16 protein-coding genes are annotated in these 16,472 nt (G+C 71.8%); 11 read left to right on the top strand and 5 right to left on the bottom strand.

The genetic code is table 11. The features are described 5' to 3' along the window. Positions 1-328: 328 nt before the first annotated feature. The 6 genes from G472_RS0129165 to deoA are packed head-to-tail and all read left to right on the top strand — an operon-like array spanning position 329 to position 5,874. Positions 329-1,483, top strand: coding sequence for an ABC transporter permease (locus G472_RS0129165; protein ID WP_035694178.1), 1,155 nt, complete (start codon positions 329-331; stop codon positions 1,481-1,483). Next, positions 1,480-2,451, top strand: coding sequence for an ABC transporter permease (locus G472_RS0129160; RefSeq protein ID WP_029011220.1), 972 nt, complete (start codon positions 1,480-1,482; stop codon positions 2,449-2,451). The genes G472_RS0129165 and G472_RS0129160 overlap by 4 nt, the downstream gene beginning before the upstream one ends. A 4-nt stretch (positions 2,452-2,455) precedes the next feature. After that, positions 2,456-2,872: a cytidine deaminase gene (gene cdd, locus G472_RS0129155; protein ID WP_029011219.1), complete on the top strand. Its 417-nt coding sequence runs from the start codon at positions 2,456-2,458 to the stop codon at positions 2,870-2,872. A 25-nt stretch (positions 2,873-2,897) separates the two neighbouring features. Further along, complete coding sequence (locus G472_RS0129150; protein ID WP_029011218.1) at positions 2,898-3,731, top strand: purine-nucleoside phosphorylase; 834 nt, start codon at positions 2,898-2,900, stop codon at positions 3,729-3,731. After that, complete coding sequence (deoC, locus tag G472_RS0129145; RefSeq protein ID WP_051341551.1) at positions 3,728-4,543, top strand: deoxyribose-phosphate aldolase; 816 nt, start codon at positions 3,728-3,730, stop codon at positions 4,541-4,543. The genes G472_RS0129150 and deoC overlap by 4 nt, the downstream gene beginning before the upstream one ends. Before the next feature lie 11 nt (positions 4,544-4,554). Next, entirely contained in the window at positions 4,555-5,874 is a 1,320-nt protein-coding gene (gene deoA, locus G472_RS0129140; protein ID WP_029011216.1) for a thymidine phosphorylase, read from the top strand. Between the two features lie 255 nt (positions 5,875-6,129). Here the strand turns inward: deoA and G472_RS0129135 are convergent, their stop codons facing one another. Beyond that, positions 6,130-6,432: an SCP2 sterol-binding domain-containing protein gene (locus G472_RS0129135; protein WP_029011215.1), complete on the bottom strand. Its 303-nt coding sequence runs from the start codon at positions 6,430-6,432 to the stop codon at positions 6,130-6,132. 235 nt (positions 6,433-6,667) lie between these two features. Here G472_RS0129135 and G472_RS0129130 point away from each other — a divergent pair, with 235 nt between their 5' ends. Together G472_RS0129130 and G472_RS0129125 are read left to right on the top strand one after the other, a co-directional pair. Beyond that, complete coding sequence (locus G472_RS0129130; protein WP_029011214.1) at positions 6,668-7,063, top strand: MerR family transcriptional regulator; 396 nt, start codon at positions 6,668-6,670, stop codon at positions 7,061-7,063. 92 nt (positions 7,064-7,155) lie between these two features. Continuing rightward, complete coding sequence (locus G472_RS0129125) at positions 7,156-7,689, top strand: thioesterase family protein (protein ID WP_029011213.1); 534 nt, start codon at positions 7,156-7,158, stop codon at positions 7,687-7,689. A 276-nt stretch (positions 7,690-7,965) separates the two neighbouring features. Here the strand turns inward: G472_RS0129125 and G472_RS38460 are convergent, their stop codons facing one another. The 4 genes from G472_RS38460 to G472_RS37740 form a co-directional block, all read right to left on the bottom strand. Then, entirely contained in the window at positions 7,966-9,825 is a 1,860-nt protein-coding gene (locus tag G472_RS38460; protein ID WP_084536979.1) for an ATP-binding protein, read from the bottom strand. Between the two features lie 66 nt (positions 9,826-9,891). Beyond that, positions 9,892-10,569: a hypothetical protein gene (locus tag G472_RS36335; RefSeq protein ID WP_035694175.1), complete on the bottom strand. Its 678-nt coding sequence runs from the start codon at positions 10,567-10,569 to the stop codon at positions 9,892-9,894. A 294-nt stretch (positions 10,570-10,863) separates the two neighbouring features. Further along, positions 10,864-11,370, bottom strand: coding sequence for a hemerythrin domain-containing protein (locus G472_RS0129110; RefSeq protein WP_029011212.1), 507 nt, complete (start codon positions 11,368-11,370; stop codon positions 10,864-10,866). Between the two features lie 16 nt (positions 11,371-11,386). Continuing rightward, positions 11,387-12,496 carry an NnrS family protein gene (locus G472_RS37740; protein WP_051341550.1) on the bottom strand — a complete coding sequence of 370 codons (1,110 nt, stop codon included), beginning with the start codon at positions 12,494-12,496 and terminating at the stop codon, positions 11,387-11,389. A 426-nt stretch (positions 12,497-12,922) separates the two neighbouring features. Here G472_RS37740 and G472_RS0129095 point away from each other — a divergent pair, with 426 nt between their 5' ends. The 3 genes from G472_RS0129095 (at position 12,923) to G472_RS0129085 (ending at position 16,440) form a co-directional block, all read left to right on the top strand. After that, entirely contained in the window at positions 12,923-13,891 is a 969-nt protein-coding gene (locus G472_RS0129095) for a lytic transglycosylase domain-containing protein (protein WP_245593623.1), read from the top strand. 149 nt (positions 13,892-14,040) lie between these two features. After that, a complete protein-coding gene (locus tag G472_RS0129090) occupies positions 14,041-15,669 on the top strand; it encodes a long-chain-fatty-acid--CoA ligase (RefSeq protein WP_051341549.1) in 1,629 nt (542 codons plus the stop codon). Then, positions 15,670-16,440, top strand: coding sequence for an SDR family NAD(P)-dependent oxidoreductase (locus G472_RS0129085; protein ID WP_029011209.1), 771 nt, complete (start codon positions 15,670-15,672; stop codon positions 16,438-16,440). It abuts the gene before it with no gap. Positions 16,441-16,472: the final 32 nt, after the last annotated feature.

Raw genomic sequence — 16,472 nt, 5'->3', positions numbered from 1 at the left:
CTCCCCGTGCGGGAGCGTGGGTTGAAACCACAGCACGGCTCCCGGCGCTCCGCTTGCGCTGGTGTCGCTCCCCGTGCGGGAGCGTGGGTTGAAACCGCCTGTTCGTCACCAACCCCGATCTGCTGCGGCAGTCGCTCCCCCTGCGAGAGCGAGAGGGCGGTTGCGTGCGTCTGCCGATGCGCCGTTCCGGAGGCTCCGGTGTCGTGCCGGGGTACCTCCGGCCTCCGGCCGGGTCGCCTCCTCCGGCGTCCCCCCTGAAGCCGCGCTTGCGCCGGACCCGGTGGCCGGGGCACTGTCGGGGCGGGGGATGTGCGGGCGGGGTGGGCTGATGGCGGGCGGGGGAGACGCTGCCGGGGGGCGCGTTGTGCCGCGCTGGGTGGACCTGGGAGTCATCCCCATGGTCAACCTGGCGGCGGCGTTCGCCCTGTCGGGGCTGGTCATCCTCGCCATCGGCGAGAACCCGATCGACGTGCTGGGCCTGATGGTGCGCGAGGCCCTGGGGTACCCGGAGGCCATCGGCTACACCCTCTACTTCACCACCAACTACATCTTCACCGGGCTGGCGGTCGCGGTGGCCTTCCATTGCGGGCTGTTCAACATCGGCGGCGAGGGGCAGGCGTACATCGGCGGGCTGGGGGCCGGGCTGGCCGGGCTGGTCCTGTTCGGCTGGCCGTGGCCGGCGGTGGCGCTGGCCGGCGTCGTCCTGGCCGCCCTGTTCGGGGCGGGCTGGGCCTTCATCCCCGGCTGGCTCCAGGCGCGCCGCGGCAGCCACATCGTCATCACCACCATCATGTTCAACTTCATCGCCGCGGCGGTGATGACGTGGCTGCTGGTGGACGTGCTGATCAAGCCCGGCCAGCAGAGTCCCGAGTCGCGCGCCTTCCCGCCGGAATCGTGGCTGCCCACGGTCGATCGGGTGCTCGCCGGGATGGGGGTGACGGTGGCGCCGTCGCCGCTCAACCTGTCGTTCCTGCTGGCGCTGGCCGCCTGCGTCGCCGTCTGGCTGTTCATCTGGCACACCCCCGGGGGGTACGAGCTGCGCACGGTCGGCCGCAACGACCGCGCCGCCGTCTACGCCGGCATCCGGCCGGGGCGGGCGGTGATCGTCGCCATGCTGGTGTCGGGGGCGCTGGCCGGGCTGGTCGGCGTCAACGAGATCCTGGGGGCGCAGCACCGGCTGATCCTGAACTTCACCAACGGCGTGGGGTTCGTCGGCATCGCCGTGGCCCTGATGGGGCGCAACCACCCCGCCGGAATCGTGCCCGCGGCCCTGCTGTTCGGCGTCCTGGCGCAGGGCGGGGCGAACATCTCCTTCGACTTCCCCGCGGTCAACCGGGAGCTGGTCATGGTCATCCAGGGGCTGGTCATCCTGCTGGCCGGGGCGCTGGAGAACCTGTTCCGCCCGTCCATCGAAGCGGCACTCCGCCGCCGCCGCCGCGACGACGATGACGGGGCCGTCCCGGCCGGGGAGGGGCGGGCATGACCGAGCTGCTGTTCGGGATGCTGCACATCGCCGACGCGACGCTGCGCGTCGCCACCCCGCTGGTGCTGGCGGCCTTCGCCGGCCTGTGGTGCGAGCGCGCCGGCGTCGTCGACATCGGGCTGGAGGGCAAGATGCTGGCCGGCGCCTTCTTCGCCGCCGCCGTGGCGGCGATGACCGGCAGCCCGTGGACGGGCCTGCTGGCGGGGGTGGCCGCGGGGGTGGCGCTGGCCCTGGTGCACGGCTTCGCCTGCATCACCCATGGCGGCAACCAGGTGGTGTCGGGCATGGCCATCAACATCCTGGTCGCCGGGCTGGCGCCGTCCCTGGCCTTCGCCTGGTTCCGCCAGGGCGGCCAGACGCCGCCGCTGCCGGGCTCCGCCCGCCTGCCCGCGGTCGATCTGCCGGGGCCGCTGGCCGATTCGGTGCCGGTGCTGGGGCCGGTCTACGACGTGCTGCTGGACGGCAACAACGTGCTGGTGTGGCTGGCCCTCGCCCTGGTGCCGGTCACCGCCTACGCGCTGGAGCGCACGCGCTTCGGCCTGCGCCTGCGCGCCGTCGGCGAGAACCCGGCGGCGGTGGACACCGCCGGCCTGTCGGTCGCCGGCCTGCGCTACCGCGCGCTGCTGCTGACGGGCGTGCTGACGGGGATTGCCGGCGCCTATCTGTCGATCGGCCACGGCGCCGGGTTCGTGCGCGACATGACCGCCGGCAAGGGATACCTGGCCCTGGCGGCGCTGATCTTCGGCAAATGGCGGCCGTGGCCGACGCTGGCCGCCTGCCTGCTGTTCGCCCTGACCGACGCGGTGCAGATCCGCCTTCAGGGGGTGGACCTGCCGCTGATCGGCACGGTGCCGGTGCAGTTCATCCAGATGCTGCCCTATGTCCTGACGGTGCTGCTGCTGGCCGGCTTCGTCGGCCGGGCCGTGGCGCCGCGGGCCGCCGGCGTTCCCTACGTGAAGGAGCGATAAGGCCATGGAGGACGAGGAGATCGCCGCGCTGGTCGCCGCCGCCCGTGCGGCCATGGCCAACGCCCACGCCCCCTATTCCATGTTTCCCGTCGGCGCGGCGATCCATACCGACTCGGGACGTGTTTTCGTGGGAGCGAACGTGGAGAACGCCGCCTACCCCCAGGGCCAGTGCGCCGAAGCCTCGGCCATCGGCGCCATGGTCACGGCCGGGGAACGGCGCATCCGGCGGGTGGTGGTGATGGGCGGAAAAGCGGGCGACGGCGCGCTGTGCACCCCCTGCGGCGGCTGCCGCCAGAGGCTGCGTGAGTTTGCCGCGCCGGGCGTCCCCGTGCACGTCTGCGGACCGGAGGGCTTGCGCCGCACGTTCACCTTGGGCGAACTGCTGCCGCACGCCTTCGGCCCCGACGGCGCCAACCCATGACCCGCACCGGGAGAGGTTCAGGACCATGACCGCAGCCCGCGCCGCCGCCGACATCCTGGTCCACGCCCCCGGGGTCCACCCGCGGGTGGGCATCGTGCTGGGCTCCGGCCTGGGCTCGGTGGCCGATCGTGTCGAGGACGCGGTGTCCATCCCCTACGGCGAGCTGCCGGGCTTCCCCGTCCCGGCGGTGGAGGGGCACGCCGGCCGCCTGGTGGTGGGCCGCCTGGGCGGGCAGGCGGTGGCCTGCATGCAGGGGCGGGTGCACGCCTACGAGGGCGGGGACTTCGCGCCGCTGCGCAATGCCATCCGGGCGCTGAAGCTGGCCGGCTGCAACACGCTGCTGCTGACCTGCGCCGCCGGATCGCTGCGCCCGGAGGTGGGGCCGGGCCGGCTGATGGCCGTTGCCGACCACATCAACCTGCTGGGCACCAACCCCCTGGTGGGCCCCAACGACGACACCTTCGGGCCGCGCTTCCCGTCCCTGTCCGACGCCTGGGACCCCGGCCTGCGGGTGCGCCTGCACGCCGCCGCCGCCCGCACCGGCATCGCCCTGGCCGAGGGCGTCTACGCCGCCTGGCTCGGCCCCTGCTTCGAGACCCCGGCGGAAGTCCGCATGTTGAAAACCCTGGGAGCCGATGCGGTGGGCATGTCCATGGTTCCGGAATGCATCGTGGCGCGCCACTGCGGCCTGCGCGTCGCCGGCTGCGCCGTGATCACCAACCTCGGCGTGGGCATCGGCGAGGGGACGGTCGACCACGCCCACACCCTGAGCACCGCCGCCGCCGCCGCCTCCGATCTGGAGCGGCTGCTGATCGACTTTCTGGACGGACTGACGGTTGAGGACGGAAACCAGCCATGAAACTCTCCGCCGAACTGCAACTCGCCGTCGACGAGGCCGCTACGGTCGCCGCGACTGCCAAATCGGCTCGCCGGGCCGTGTCGCTCCTCGACCTCACCAGCCTCAACGACGACGACACGGAAGAGCGGGTGCTCGACCTGTGCCGGCGGGCCGTCACGCCGGTCGGGCCGGTGGCGGCGGTGTGCGTCCGGCCGCGCTTCGTCAAGGCGGCCCGCAAGGCGCTGAAGGGCAGCCGCGTCAAGGTGGCCACCGTCGTCAACTTCCCCGACGGCGAGGACGACGCCGCCACGGTGGCCGCCGCGACCCGCGACGCGGTGGGCAACGGTGCGCACGAGGTGGACGTGGTGCTGCCCTACCGCACCTTCATCGAGGGCGGGCGCACCCTGCCCCTGAACGTGCTGCGCGCCTGCCGCGACGCCTGCGGCGAGGGTGTCACCATGAAGGTGATCCTGGAGGCCGGCGCCTTTCCCGACGCCGACCTGCTGGACTGGGCAGCGCGCGACGCCATCAACGCCGGGGCCGATTTCCTGAAGACGTCCACCGGCCGCGTCCAGCCCGCGGCGACGCTGGAGAACGCGGCGCTGATCCTCCACGCCATCGGCCAGAGCGGCCGCACCGTCGGCTTCAAGGCGTCGGGCGGCATCCGCGACGCGGCGGCGGCCGCCGCCTTCCTGCACCTGGCCGATGCGCTGATGGGCAAGGGCTGGGCCAAGCCGGACACCTTCCGCTTCGGGGCGTCCGGCCTGCTCGACAGCCTGCTGGCGGTGCTGGGGGAGGGCGGGGCCGTCCGCGACGCGGCCGAGGCGTACTGAGACCGCGGGCCGTGTTCCTTCCCCAGGAGACCATCCGCCGCAAGCGCGACGGGCACCGCCTGGAACCGGCGGAGATCGAGGCGTTCGTGCGCGGCATCACCGACGGGTCGGTGGGCGAGGGGCAGGCGGCGGCTTTCGCCATGGCCGTGTTCTTCCGCGGCATGCGGCTGGACGAGCGGGTGGCGCTGACCCGCGCCATGACCCGCTCCGGCACGGTGCTGGACTGGGCGCCCCTCGGCCTGCCGGGGCCGGTGGTGGACAAGCATTCCACCGGCGGTGTCGGCGACAAGGTCAGCCTGATTCTGGCCCCCGCCGTGGCCGCCTGCGGCGGCTTCGTGCCCATGGTGTCGGGGCGCGGCCTGGGCCACACCGGCGGCACCCTCGACAAGTTCGACAGCATTCCCGGCTACCGCTCCCTTCCCGACCGGGCGACGCTGCAACGGGTGGTGCGCGAGGCGGGCTGCGCGGTGATCGGCGCCACCCCCGACATCGCGCCGGCCGACCGGCGCCTCTACGCCATCCGCGACGTCACGGCGACGGTGGAATCGCTGGACCTCATCACCGCCTCCATCCTGTCCAAGAAGCTGGCGGCCGGGCTGGACGCCCTGGTGATGGACGTCAAGTTCGGCTCCGGCGCCTTCATGGCGACCCCCGCCGACGCCGAGGCCCTGGCCGAGAGCATCGTCACCGTCGCGGCCGGCGCCGGCCTGCCCGCCGTGGCACTGCTGACCGACATGAACCGGGTGCTGGGCCACAGCGCCGGCAACGCCCTGGAAATGCGCGAGGCGATAGCCATCCTGCGCGGCGAACCCGCGGACGCGCGGCTCCTCGCGGTGACGGCGGAGTTGAGCGCCGAACTGCTGGTGCTCGCCGGGCTGGCCGCAGACGTGGCGGAGGGGCGCCGCCGGTTCGCCGACGCCCTGGCCGGCGGTGCCGCGGCCGAGCGTTTCGCCCGCATGGTCCGCGCGCTGGGCGGACCCGCCGACCTGCTGGACGCGCCGGACCGCCACCTGGCCGTGGCGCCTGTGCGCCGGCCGGTGACGGCGGACCGCGACGGAGTGGTGGCGGCGGTCGACACCCGCGCGCTGGGCGTCGCGGTAGTCGGCCTGGGCGGCGGCCGCGTCCGCGTCCACGACGCCATCGACCCGGCGGTGGGCCTGGACGCGGTGGCCGGCCCCGGCGACGCGGTGGGGCCGCGGGGCCGGCCGCTGGCGGTGGTGCACGCCCGCAGCGACGCCGATGCCGATGCGGCGGCGGCGGTCGTGCGCGCCGCCGTCACCGTCGCCGACACCGCCCCGCCGGCCGGGCCGGTGGTCGCCCGCCGGATCTGATCCCCTATCCGAACACAAAAACGGCGGCGCGAGGACGCGCCGCCGTTTCCGTGTCTCAGTCATCGGCACCGCCGGGGCGGTCCCGGTCTCCCTCCCCGAAAGCCAGGGGATGCGGCGGCCGGCTCTTGCCGGTTCTGGCACCATATCCCGCGACGTCGATCGATCGGAGAAGCCTGTTGCGCGGGGACCGTAGCTGGTATGACCGCTCGCGTCAAGGTTTTGTCCGACAAAGCGCGCGCGGCTGTCTGACACGCATCAGGAATCCAGCAGCGACGCCAGCTTCATGGCGATGCCGGTGGACCCCTCCACCTTCAGCTTGCCCATGGTGTAGGCCAACATGGGGTTGAGTCGGCCATCCATCAGCTTCCCCAGGTTCTCGGGGGACAGGCGCAGCGTGCACTCCGCCTCCCCGTCGGCGCGGGTGACCGTGACGGGCGTGCTGCGGGCGTCCAGCAGGATGATGGCGTCGGGAGCCCCCAGCACGAAGCGGACGCGCGCGTTGAGGCTGCGCAGCTCGGCCGAGCGGGACTGCATGTTGCGGACGAGGTCGTCGACCATGGGGCGTCTCCGGATGTGGCGCGGTGTGTCACCCTTGACAGTAGGTACGCTTAACCTATACGTCAATGGCATAACGAATAGAGGTAATCTCTTCCGAAGTGGTGCGACGCGAGGGGAAACGGCGCCTTGGTAACCGCAGCGTGCTGTGCTACCAACGGCCGTAGCCCCGGCGACAGTTCATTGACGTGTGCGTCAGGTACTGGGATCGACCGGGGCGAACCGCGAGGGGCGCCCCATGGAAGATCTCTACACCGTCAACCAGCTTGCGGAGGAGTTGGGGATCACCCCCAGGGCCCTGCGCTTTTACGAGGTGAAGGGGCTCCTGTCTCCCGACCGGCTGGGCAACAACCGGGTCTACACCAAGCGGGACCGCGCCCGGCTGAAGCTGATCCTGCGGGGCAAGCGGCTGGGCTTCTCGCTGGCGGCGATCAAGGAGTACCTGGACCTCTACAACGTCGACCGGGGCAACGTCGGGCAGCTCAACCTGCTGCTCGGCCGCGTGCGCCACCGGCTGGGGGAGTTGGAGAAGCAGCGCCAGGATCTGGAGGCCACGGTGGCCGAACTGGCGGAGATCGAGGGCCGCGTGCTCGACGCCCTGCGCGAGCGCGGAACGGCCGCGGACGAAGGCTGAGCGGGGACCGGTCCCCGCCGGCCCCGAAGGGAGGCAAGGATGGGGACCCTGTGGCATGACCACGGCGTGCGGCGGCGGGAGGGTGGCGGGCCATGAACCTGCTGTTCCGCATGATCGGCGTCGTGCTGGCCGGCTGGTTCGGCCGGCGCTTCGGCTTTCTCGGGGAATCCCGGCTGCACCTGCGGGTGTGGCCGACTGACCTCGACGTCAACCTGCACATGACCAACGCCCGCTATTTCAGCGTCATGGACCTGGGGCGGCTCGACCTGCTGGTGCGCGGCGGGGTCGTTGCGCTGTTGTGGCGGCGGCGCTGGCAGCCGGTGCTGGGGGCGGCGACCGTCCGGTTCCGCCGGCCTCTTCGGCCCTTCCGGCGCTTCACCCTCATCAGCCGTGTGCTGTGCTGGGACGATAAGTGGATCTACATCGAGCATCGCATCGCCACCGGCACCACCACCGCCGCCCTGGCGGTGGTCCGCGGTGCCTTCGTCGGCCCCGGTGGCACCGTGTCGCCGGCCGAGGTGCTGCGGGCCCTGGGCGAACGGGTGGACTCCCCGCCCATGCCGGACCACGTCGCCGCCTGGCGCGACCAATCCCTGCCGCTGGACGCCCCGCTCGCCGCGGAATGACGGCGTCAGCGTTGCCGGCAAGGTGACACGGATACCCTATACGTTATCGACTTTGGTCGAATGGACCTTAGACCAAAGCTGCCCCCGGGTATGACCAAATGCCCCTTTTCTCGCATGGGTTCTTCCGGCATAAGGTCTCCACGCGAAGGCGAACGGAGACCTCCGGTTCGACTTCGGGGGAGGAAAACGCCAACATTGCAAAATATAAAACTGGTACTGGCGCCCGGTGGTCATACCACCGGGTTTTTCTTTGACGGCTGTTTTTCGCGTCAGTCGTCAGGTGGGCGCTGCGGTGTCGAGCGCAGCGCGGAGTTGCCGGGGCTCGATCGGCTTGTGCAGGATGGCGAAGCCTTCGGTCGCGCCGTCGCGCAGGCAATCGGGGCTGTTCTCCCCCGTCAGCATCAGGCCGGGAATGCCGCGGCCGAAGCGGGCCCGGATGCTCCGGATCGCCTCGGTGCCGGTGCGGTTGTCGCGCAGGCGGTAGTCGGCGATGATGACGTCGGGAACCAGCCCGGCGGCCGTCAGCGCCGCCAGGGCGTCGTCGCAGGCTTCGGCCGGGACCACGCGATAGCCCCACTGTTCGAGGATTCCCTGCAGGCCGAGGAGGACGACGGCGTTGTCCTCGACCACCACCACGACCCGGCCGGCGCCCGTCTCGGGCGGCCCGGGGCGTACCGGCTCACCCGTCGCGGCTGTATCGAGCGGTACCGACACGATGAAGGTCGAGCCGCTGTCCGGTTGCGACCGCACCTCCACGGGATGGTCCAGCAGCACCGACAGGCGCCGGACGATGGCCAGGCCGAGGCCCAGCCCCAGCTTCTGATCCCGTTCGGGGTTGGCGAGCTGGTGGAACTCCGTAAAGATTTCCTCCTGGCTCTCCGGCGGGATGCCGATGCCGGTGTCGCTCAGGGCGATGCGCAGGTGATTGCCCGCCACCGCCGCCCGCACCGTCACGCCGCCGTGGCCGGTGTAGCGGATGGCGTTTTCGGCCAGGTTGCGGACCATACGGCCCAGCAGCGTGGGGTCGCTGCGCACGATGGCGTCGCGCGGCCCCTCCACCGTCCAGGACAGCCCCTTGGCGGCGGCGATCGGTCGGAATCCGTGGTCGATGGCGTCCAGCAGGGTGCCGATGGCGAAGCCTTCCGGCTTGGCCGTGACGATGCCGGCGTCCAGCTTGGAGATGTCGAGCAGGCTGTCCAGCAGACCCTTGAGCGCCGTCAGCGCCTGGTCCATGTGACCGGTGATGGTGCGCGACCGCTCGTCCGCCGCCCGTGTGGCCAGCGCCGAGGAAAACAGCATCAGCGACTGCACGGGTTGGCGCAGGTCGTGGGTGGCGGCGGCCAGGAACTTGGACTTGGCGCGGTTCGCCTGCTCCGCGGCGATGCGGGCGGCCACCGCCTCTTCCTTGGCGGCGATGATCGTGCGCTCCATCTCGATGCGCGCGGTGACGTCGCGCATGATCGCCGTGAAGAAGCGCCGGCCCTCCGCCGTCCAGCGGGTGATGGAGATGTCCACGTGGACGCTGCGGCCGTCGGGCTGCTCGATATGGGCGCGGCCTTCGGCGAAGGGGGCGATCCGTCGCTCGATCGGTGTGCCCAGCAGGTCGCCCTCGCCGCACCCGAACAGGGCGGCCGCGGCTCGGTTGGCGGTCTGCACCTGGCCGGCCTCGTCGACGGTCACGATCGCGTCGGTGGCGGAATCGACGATGGCGCGGTATCGCGCGGCGCGGCCCTGGCGCAACTGCTGTTCGCGTCGGACGGCGGTGGTGATGTCGTTGACCTGGATGAGGCAGCCGCCACGGCCACGGCCCAGCGGCCGGGTGATGATCGACTGGTGGACCGGCTGGCGCTGCCCGCCGGTGGTGTCGGTGAGCGGCAGCAGTTCGGGGTTGAGATAGTGTGACACCACCGAGGACATGCCGTTGTCCAGGGCGTCGTCCACGGCGTGGCTGAGGCGGCTGGCCGCCAGGTTGGGGAACAGGTCGAAGAACGCGCGGCCGATGGCGGCCCCGGTGGGGATGCCCGCGTGCTCCGCCATCCAGCGGTTCCACTGCACGATCCGGCGGTCCCGGTCGAGCAGCACGATGCCCAGGTCGATGTCGTCGAAGGAGGCGCTCTCGTCGTTACGCTCAACCATGGCGGGGGGCTGGCCGGGTTCGGGAAAGGTGGATGCGCACGCCGGGCGCAACGGGGCAGGCCGGGATCATCGGCACGGCACGGCCGGGTCTGCCGACGGCGGTTCGGCGAGGGCGTTCATAAGGCGTTGCACGCTGGCGCGCAACGCCATCAGCGACGACACGCTCATGACGATGACGATGAATCCTCGCAGGTCGCGGTCCCGCATCACGAAATCCACATGGAAGAACATCACCCGATCGTCGGCGTCGCAGGTCCCGCCGCTGCCGCCGTCGTCGGCCGGGCGCGTGAGGATCTCGCCGATGCCGCCGTAGATGACCCGCGGCAGCGAGGTGGCGATCGGCTCGCGCAGCATGTTGGCCAGTGTGGACAGGCAACTGTTGATGATGATGTTGCCGATCTCGCTGAGCGCCTCCTGCTCCATCTCGATGATCTCATCCAGGTCGGCGAGATGGGGCAGCACCGCCCGCACCAGTTCCAGGCTGTTGGACACCGGAAACACCAGGACGGCGGATCCCGAGAATGGGCCGTCGAACGATTCGCCGATGGCGACCAGCCGGTCGTTGCCCCCGCCGGCGCTCAGGGCCGCCGTGGCCTCCGCACGCGCCACCACGGTGATCCGCGGCACCGTCAGCGTGACCGCACCGCCCATCATCCGGCTCAGCGTCACGGCGGCCTTGCTGACGGACACGTTGACCAGTTCGGTCAGCGCGTCGGTTTCGCCGTCGCTCAGTGCGGTCCACATGACGGCACCGCGGGCCTGCGCTTCGGGCCGTTCGCCATCTGATCGTTCCCTTCGTCATTCCACGGGACGGTGTCCGCCGCGCCGTCGCTCTTGTTCCGATGCGGGTCCGATGGACGGAAGGGAACGAAATCGGCGGGAAGCGATGCAACGCTTTCTATTGACTTAAAATGTCCAACCTCTTCCGTCAATAAGGCGGTCCGTGGAATGCCTCGATCAAAGGATTTCGCGCAGACGTCATAGGTGATTTACCCCCATTGACATGGGGGTCCGACGAAGGCGACTTCCCGGCATCGGTCATCCGCCGTATCCCGCGGCGAGCGCGCGATCGAGATCGGGCGCATCGGCGAGCATGGTCTCCACGGCCATGAGCAGCGCGGTTTCCTCCACCTGCAGGTGACGTTCCAGGCGCTCCACCAAGTCTTCGGCGAAGTGCAGGAAGGCGCCGAAACTTTCTTCGTCGAACCCCTCCGACAGCGCCAGGGCGCAATAGCGTTGCAGGCGCCGTCCGACGGGACGCATGGCCTCGTGCTCGTCGGTGAGATGCTGCACCAGCTCATGCGCACCCCGCTCGGCCAGCAGGGGAAACACCGCCCGCTCCTCGAAGTCGAAGTGCGGCCCCAGTTCGCGGTCGAGGAGGGCGTCGAGGTCGGCAACCAGGGACCGGGCCGGCGTGTCCGGGCCCAGCGTCGGAATGCCGAAGGTCTCCGCGTCGCGCAGGTGCTCCTCCAGGCGGTTCAGCATGGCGATGGTGCGGTCGTGATCCTCGTGGATGCGGCGGCCGGTCTCGGTAGTGGCGTGCATGGGACGTCCTCGTATCTCAGCGGCCGGCCAGGATCCGCCGCAGCGACGCCAGGATCAACAGAAGAGCGAGGCTCCACGTTGCGGCGGCGGCGGCCATCAGGACCGGCAGGGCGGGTGACGCACCCTCCCATCCCGCCACGGCGCGCGCCGCGGTGGAAAGGGAAATGAGCAGCACGGCCGCCGTGACGGCCGGCGGGAAGCGGATGGGCACGGCCTCGCGCTGCTGCGTGGCGCGCACGATCATGGCGCACGCCAGCGTGCCCAGCGCCCCGATCGCCGGGACGTGCCAGGCCGCTCCGGTGGCGCCGGGGAACAGCCGCTCGGCGGCAATGGCCAGCCAGCCGATCCCCAGCCAGGCATAGCCCAGGTGAAGGCTCCACAGCTCCGGACGGTCGCGGATGCGCAGCGGGCGCCAGCCGGCCAGCCGGATCAGGGTGCACACCCCGGCCGCGGCGGCGCCGGCGGCTCCGGCCACCGGCCACACGCCGAAGGCAAGCGTGGCCGCCGCCGCGATCCCGCCGAACAGCCCGATCCGCTCGGCGCGCGGCTGCACCCGCTCGACCGGAGGGCCGTCGCGCCGGCGCATCTCCCCCGCCGTGGCCGCGGGAATGATCCGCCCGCCCATGGCGAACAGCAGCAGCGCCACGAGGTGGAGCGCCAGCAGCACCCCCGTGCGCCCGTCGTCGCCCGCCAGCCGGTACAGGGCTTCCGCCAGGATGAAGGCGCCGATCAGCGGCCCGAACACGGCGTTGTGCCCGCTGCGGGCCGTGCGCAGGAAAGGAACTCCGGCCAGGACGAAGAGAACGGCCGGGAACGCCAGCCCCATCGCGGCGGCGACCGCTGCCGGCGGGTCGATGGCCACGGCGACCCGGCCGAGCACCCAGGCAACCACGGCCACCGCCAGCGCGGCCGGGGACGGGCGCGTCAGCAGGAAGCCGCCGACCACCGCCAGGGCGAATCCGAACAGCATCTCGTGGGCGTGCTCCGCCGCCGTCCACCCCGTGGCGGACCATCCCAGCCATCCCGCGGTCCAGTACGGCACGGCCAGCGCCCCGTAGACCAGGGCGAGGGGGAAGAACAGGCGATGGCCGGCAGGGCGGCGGGCGGCGGGCAGGGGTGGTGTCATGGTCGGGGACGGAGTCGGGGTACCGGGGCCTCACCGTGGCATGGCCGGCGGCGTTCGCCTTGACCGCGGACAAGGCCGATGCTGACACCGGTACAAAAGGGAAACGCTAAGCGCGCCGCGGCTCATAAGTCTATTTTCATACGAATGTGCATTAAATGTTCCGGCAAACCAAGTCATCGTGGCAACAGTGTGGCGGAAACTTGGTCGCAGGGAGGCGAAGTCACTTGACTTGTCAGCCCCGGTTGCCGAAAAAGCGCGTTACTCCTATCGATCGTGCCCGCCAGAACGGACTCCTTACACGTGGAACTTCGGCAGACACGGGCCGCTATGGCCCCCCGGGGGCTCCCGACGCGGACCGCGTTGGGCGCCCTGGCGATCCTCGGCCTGACGCTTGCCGGGTGCGCTTCCTCCCCGCAGGGGCCGGAGGTGGCTTCGGCCCCCGCCGCGGCTCCCATCGATCCCAACGACCGGCTCGCCCCCTGGGTGCCGCACATCCGCGAGGCGTCCAACCGCTTCGACGTGCCGGAGAGCTGGATCCGCGCCGTGATGATGCGCGAGAGCAGCGGCCGACACTGGGTCAACGGGCGCGTCATCACCAGCCGGGCCGGCGCCATCGGCCTGATGCAGGTGATGCCCGGCACCTACAATCTGATGCGCAACGCCTACGGGCTGGGTCCCGACCCGGCTGACCCGCGGGACAACATCCTGGCCGGCACCGCTTACATCCGCGAGATGTACGACCTGTTCGGCTCGCCGGGATTCCTCGCCGCCTACAACTGCGGCCCCGGCTGCTACGCCAACCACCTGGCGGGCAAGCAGCGGCTGCCGCAGGAGACGCGCTCCTACCTGGCGGCCCTGACGCCGGTGGTGCGCGGCGCGTCGCCGCGCCAGGCCGATCCGGCCGCGGGCGCCATCGAGGTGGCCGTCGCCCCGGCCCGCGAGACCGCCCCGCGTCCGGCGGCGGCTCCGGCCCCGACGCCGGCGCCCGTTGTGGTGGCCGCCGCACCGCCGCCCGCTCCGGCGCCGGCCCCGACGCCGGTCCGGACCGCCCCCGCTCCGGCGGCCAAGCCCGCCCCGGCGCCCGTAGTGCTCGCCGCCCTCACGCCGCCGCCGGCTCCGGTCGCGGCTCCGGCTCCGGCTCCGGCACCGCTTGCCTCCGCCGTCCCGTCGCCGCAGCCCCAGCGCAAGCCCGCCGGAGCCACGCTGGTGGCCGACGCCACACCGGCGCAGGTGCGCACCGTCTCTCCCGCCTTCCGCATGGAGGTCGCCCAGGCCTTCCTGCCCGCCGGCGTGGACCCTGCCCGCGTCCAGTTCCGCTTCGTCACCCCGCGCAGCGACGGGTGCGGCAGCCTGAAGGGCCGGGACAACGTCTGCCTGGTCACCGACGTCGACTGACGCCGAATCGGGGCACCTCTCCCGCGCCGGGAGAGGACGCCCCTCTCCCGCACTTGCCCGGTCACCGGCCGCGGCCCTACGATGGTTGGTGCAGCGAACAACGCCGGAGACGACCGGCGGCGCCGCCAACGGTGGGGGAGGGAGATGCCGTGGACGATGCGGAACACGGGCTGGAGAAACGCGCGGCCAACCATGTGCCGCTGACACCGCTGGACTTTCTCGGGCGCGCCGCCGCCGTTCACCCCGGCAAGGAGGCCGTGGTCTACGGCGACCGACGGCTGACCTATGCCGCGCTGGACCGCCGGGCCCGCGCGCTGGCGTCGGCGTTGGAGCGGGCCGGGGTGCGGTGCGGCGACCGCGTCTCGGCGCTGATCCCCAACACCCCGGCGATGCTGGAAGCCCATTATGGCGTTCCGGGGGCCGGCGCCGTGCTGAACGCCATCAACACCCGCCTCGACGCCGCCGCCGTCGCCTTCATCCTGGAGCACGCGGACTCGAAGGTGTTCCTGGTCGACCGCGGCCTTGCCCCGGTGGCGCGCGACGCGCTGGAGCGCCTGGCCGTGCGGCCGCGGATGGTGTGGATCGACGACCCCGGCGCCGCCGACACCGAACCCGCCGGTGATGCGGAGTACGAGGAGTTCCTGGCCGGCGGCGACCCGGACCGCCCGCTGGCCGGCCCGGCGGACGAGTGGGAGTCGATCGCGCTGAACTACACCTCCGGCACCACCGGCAACCCCAAGGGCGTGGTCTACCACCACCGCGGCGCCTATCTGAACGCGCTGGGCAACGCGCTGACCTTCGGGCTCACGCCGCGCAGCGTCTATCTGTGGACGCTGCCCATGTTCCACTGCAACGGTTGGTCCTATCCCTGGGCGGTGACGGCGGCGGGCGGGCGCCACGTCTGCCTGCGGCAGGTGGACCCGCCCCTGATCTTCCGCCTGATCGACGAGGAGCGGGTCACCCACCTCTGCGGCGCCCCGGTGGTCCTGACCATGCTCATCCACGCGCCGGAGGAGGCGAAGCGTCGCTTCGCCCACGGCCCCGTCCGGGTGGCCACCGGCGGCGCGGCACCGCCCGGCGCGGTGATCGCCGGGATGGAGGCGATGGGCTTCGCGGTGACCCATCTCTACGGCATGACCGAAAGCTACGGCCCCGCCACCGTCTGCATCCCGCAGGAGGATTGGGACACCCTCGACCCGCCGGAACGGGCCGCGCGGATGGCCCGCCAGGGCGTCGCCATGGTGACCCTGGCCGGGCAGGCGGTGCTGGACGCTGCCACCGGGCAGCCGGTGTCGGCCGACGGCGCCACGCTCGGCGAACTGGCGCTGCGCGGCAACACGGTCATGAAGGGCTATCTGAAGAACCCGACGGCGACGGACGAGGCGCTGCGCGACGGCTGGCTGCACACCGGCGACCTGGCGGTGGTGCACCCCGACGGCTATGTGGAGATCAAGGACCGCGCCAAGGACATCATCATCACCGGCGGCGAGAACGTCTCGTCGCTGGAGGTGGAGGAGGTCCTGTACGGTCACCCCGCGGTCATGGAGGCGGCCGTGGTCGCCCGCCCCGACCCCCGCTGGGGCGAGAGCGTGTGCGCCTTCGTCACCCTGAAACCCGACGCCGCGGCCGGGGTGACGCAGGACACCGTGACCGAGTGGTGCCGTGCCCGTCTCGCCGGTTTCAAGGTGCCGCGCACCGTGGTGTTCGGGCCGCTGCCCCGGACGGCCACCGGCAAGATCCGCAAGTTCGTCCTCCGCCAACGGGCCAGGGAACTCTGAATGACCGGCTATCTCATCGATCTCACGGGAAAGGCGGCGCTGGTCACCGGGGCTTCATCCGGGCTGGGGCGGCACTTCGCGCTGGTGCTGGCGCTGGCGGGGGCGAAGGTCGCCGTCGCGGCGCGGCGGGTCGACGCCCTGGAAGAGCTGTGCGACACCATCATGGAGGCGGGCGGAGAGGCCGTCGCGGTGCCGATGGATGTCACCGACGCCGCCTCCGTCAGCGCCGCGGTGGAGGATGCCTCCGTCGGGCTGGGCGGCATCGACATCCTGATCAACAACGCCGGCGTCACCGACACGCGCTCCGTGCTCGACCTGGACGAGGCGGCGTGGGACCGGGTGATGGACACCAACCTGAAGGGCGCCTTCCTGGTGGCGCGCGCCGCCGCGGACGCCATGCGCGAGGGCGGGCAGGGCGGGGCGATCGTCAACATCGCCTCCATCGTCGGCCTGCGGGTGGCCGGGCAGGTGTCCGCCTACGCCGTGTCCAAGGCGGGGCTGGTGCACCTCACCCGGGCAATGGCGCTGGAACTGGCGCGCCACGGCATCCGCGTCAACGCGCTGTGCCCCGGCTATGTGGAAACCGACCTCAACCGCGACTTCTTCGCGACCGACGCCGGGCAGGCGCTGGTCCGCCGCATTCCGCAGCGCCGGCTCGGCCGGCCGCAGGACCTGGAGGGGCCGCTGCTGCTGCTGTGCTCCGACGCCGGCGCGTACATGACCGGCGCGGTGCTGGCGGTGGACGGGGGCCATCTCGTCAGCTCGCTGTGACACAGGGTTCGGCAGGTCCGGACCGCGTATAG

Origin of the sequence: Azospirillum halopraeferens DSM 3675 (assembly GCF_000429625.1) — a bacterium.
Classification (GTDB): Bacteria; Pseudomonadota; Alphaproteobacteria; order Azospirillales; family Azospirillaceae; genus Azospirillum; species Azospirillum halopraeferens.
Note: the sequence above shows the minus strand (reverse complement) of the source record. Positions and strands in the feature narration are given on the sequence as shown.

Bases quoted from the DNA above. Each gene is read 5' to 3' on its own strand.
- G472_RS0129165 (WP_035694178.1), top strand. From the start codon at position 329: ATGGCGGGCGGGGGAGACGCTGCCGGGGGGCGCGTTGTGCCGCGCTGG.
- G472_RS0129160 (WP_029011220.1), top strand. From the start codon at position 1,480: ATGACCGAGCTGCTGTTCGGGATGCTGCACATCGCCGACGCGACGCTG.
- cdd (WP_029011219.1), top strand. From the start codon at position 2,456: ATGGAGGACGAGGAGATCGCCGCGCTGGTCGCCGCCGCCCGTGCGGCC.
- G472_RS0129150 (WP_029011218.1), top strand. From the start codon at position 2,898: ATGACCGCAGCCCGCGCCGCCGCCGACATCCTGGTCCACGCCCCCGGG.
- deoC (WP_051341551.1), top strand. From the start codon at position 3,728: ATGAAACTCTCCGCCGAACTGCAACTCGCCGTCGACGAGGCCGCTACG.
- G472_RS0129135 (WP_029011215.1), bottom strand. From the start codon at position 6,432: ATGGTCGACGACCTCGTCCGCAACATGCAGTCCCGCTCGGCCGAGCTG.
- G472_RS0129130 (WP_029011214.1), top strand. From the start codon at position 6,668: ATGGAAGATCTCTACACCGTCAACCAGCTTGCGGAGGAGTTGGGGATC.
- G472_RS0129125 (WP_029011213.1), top strand. From the start codon at position 7,156: ATGAACCTGCTGTTCCGCATGATCGGCGTCGTGCTGGCCGGCTGGTTC.
- G472_RS38460 (WP_084536979.1), bottom strand. From the start codon at position 9,825: ATGGTTGAGCGTAACGACGAGAGCGCCTCCTTCGACGACATCGACCTG.
- G472_RS36335 (WP_035694175.1), bottom strand. From the start codon at position 10,569: ATGTGGACCGCACTGAGCGACGGCGAAACCGACGCGCTGACCGAACTG.
- G472_RS0129110 (WP_029011212.1), bottom strand. From the start codon at position 11,370: ATGCACGCCACTACCGAGACCGGCCGCCGCATCCACGAGGATCACGAC.
- G472_RS37740 (WP_051341550.1), bottom strand. From the start codon at position 12,496: ATGACACCACCCCTGCCCGCCGCCCGCCGCCCTGCCGGCCATCGCCTG.
- G472_RS0129085 (WP_029011209.1), top strand. From the start codon at position 15,670: ATGACCGGCTATCTCATCGATCTCACGGGAAAGGCGGCGCTGGTCACC.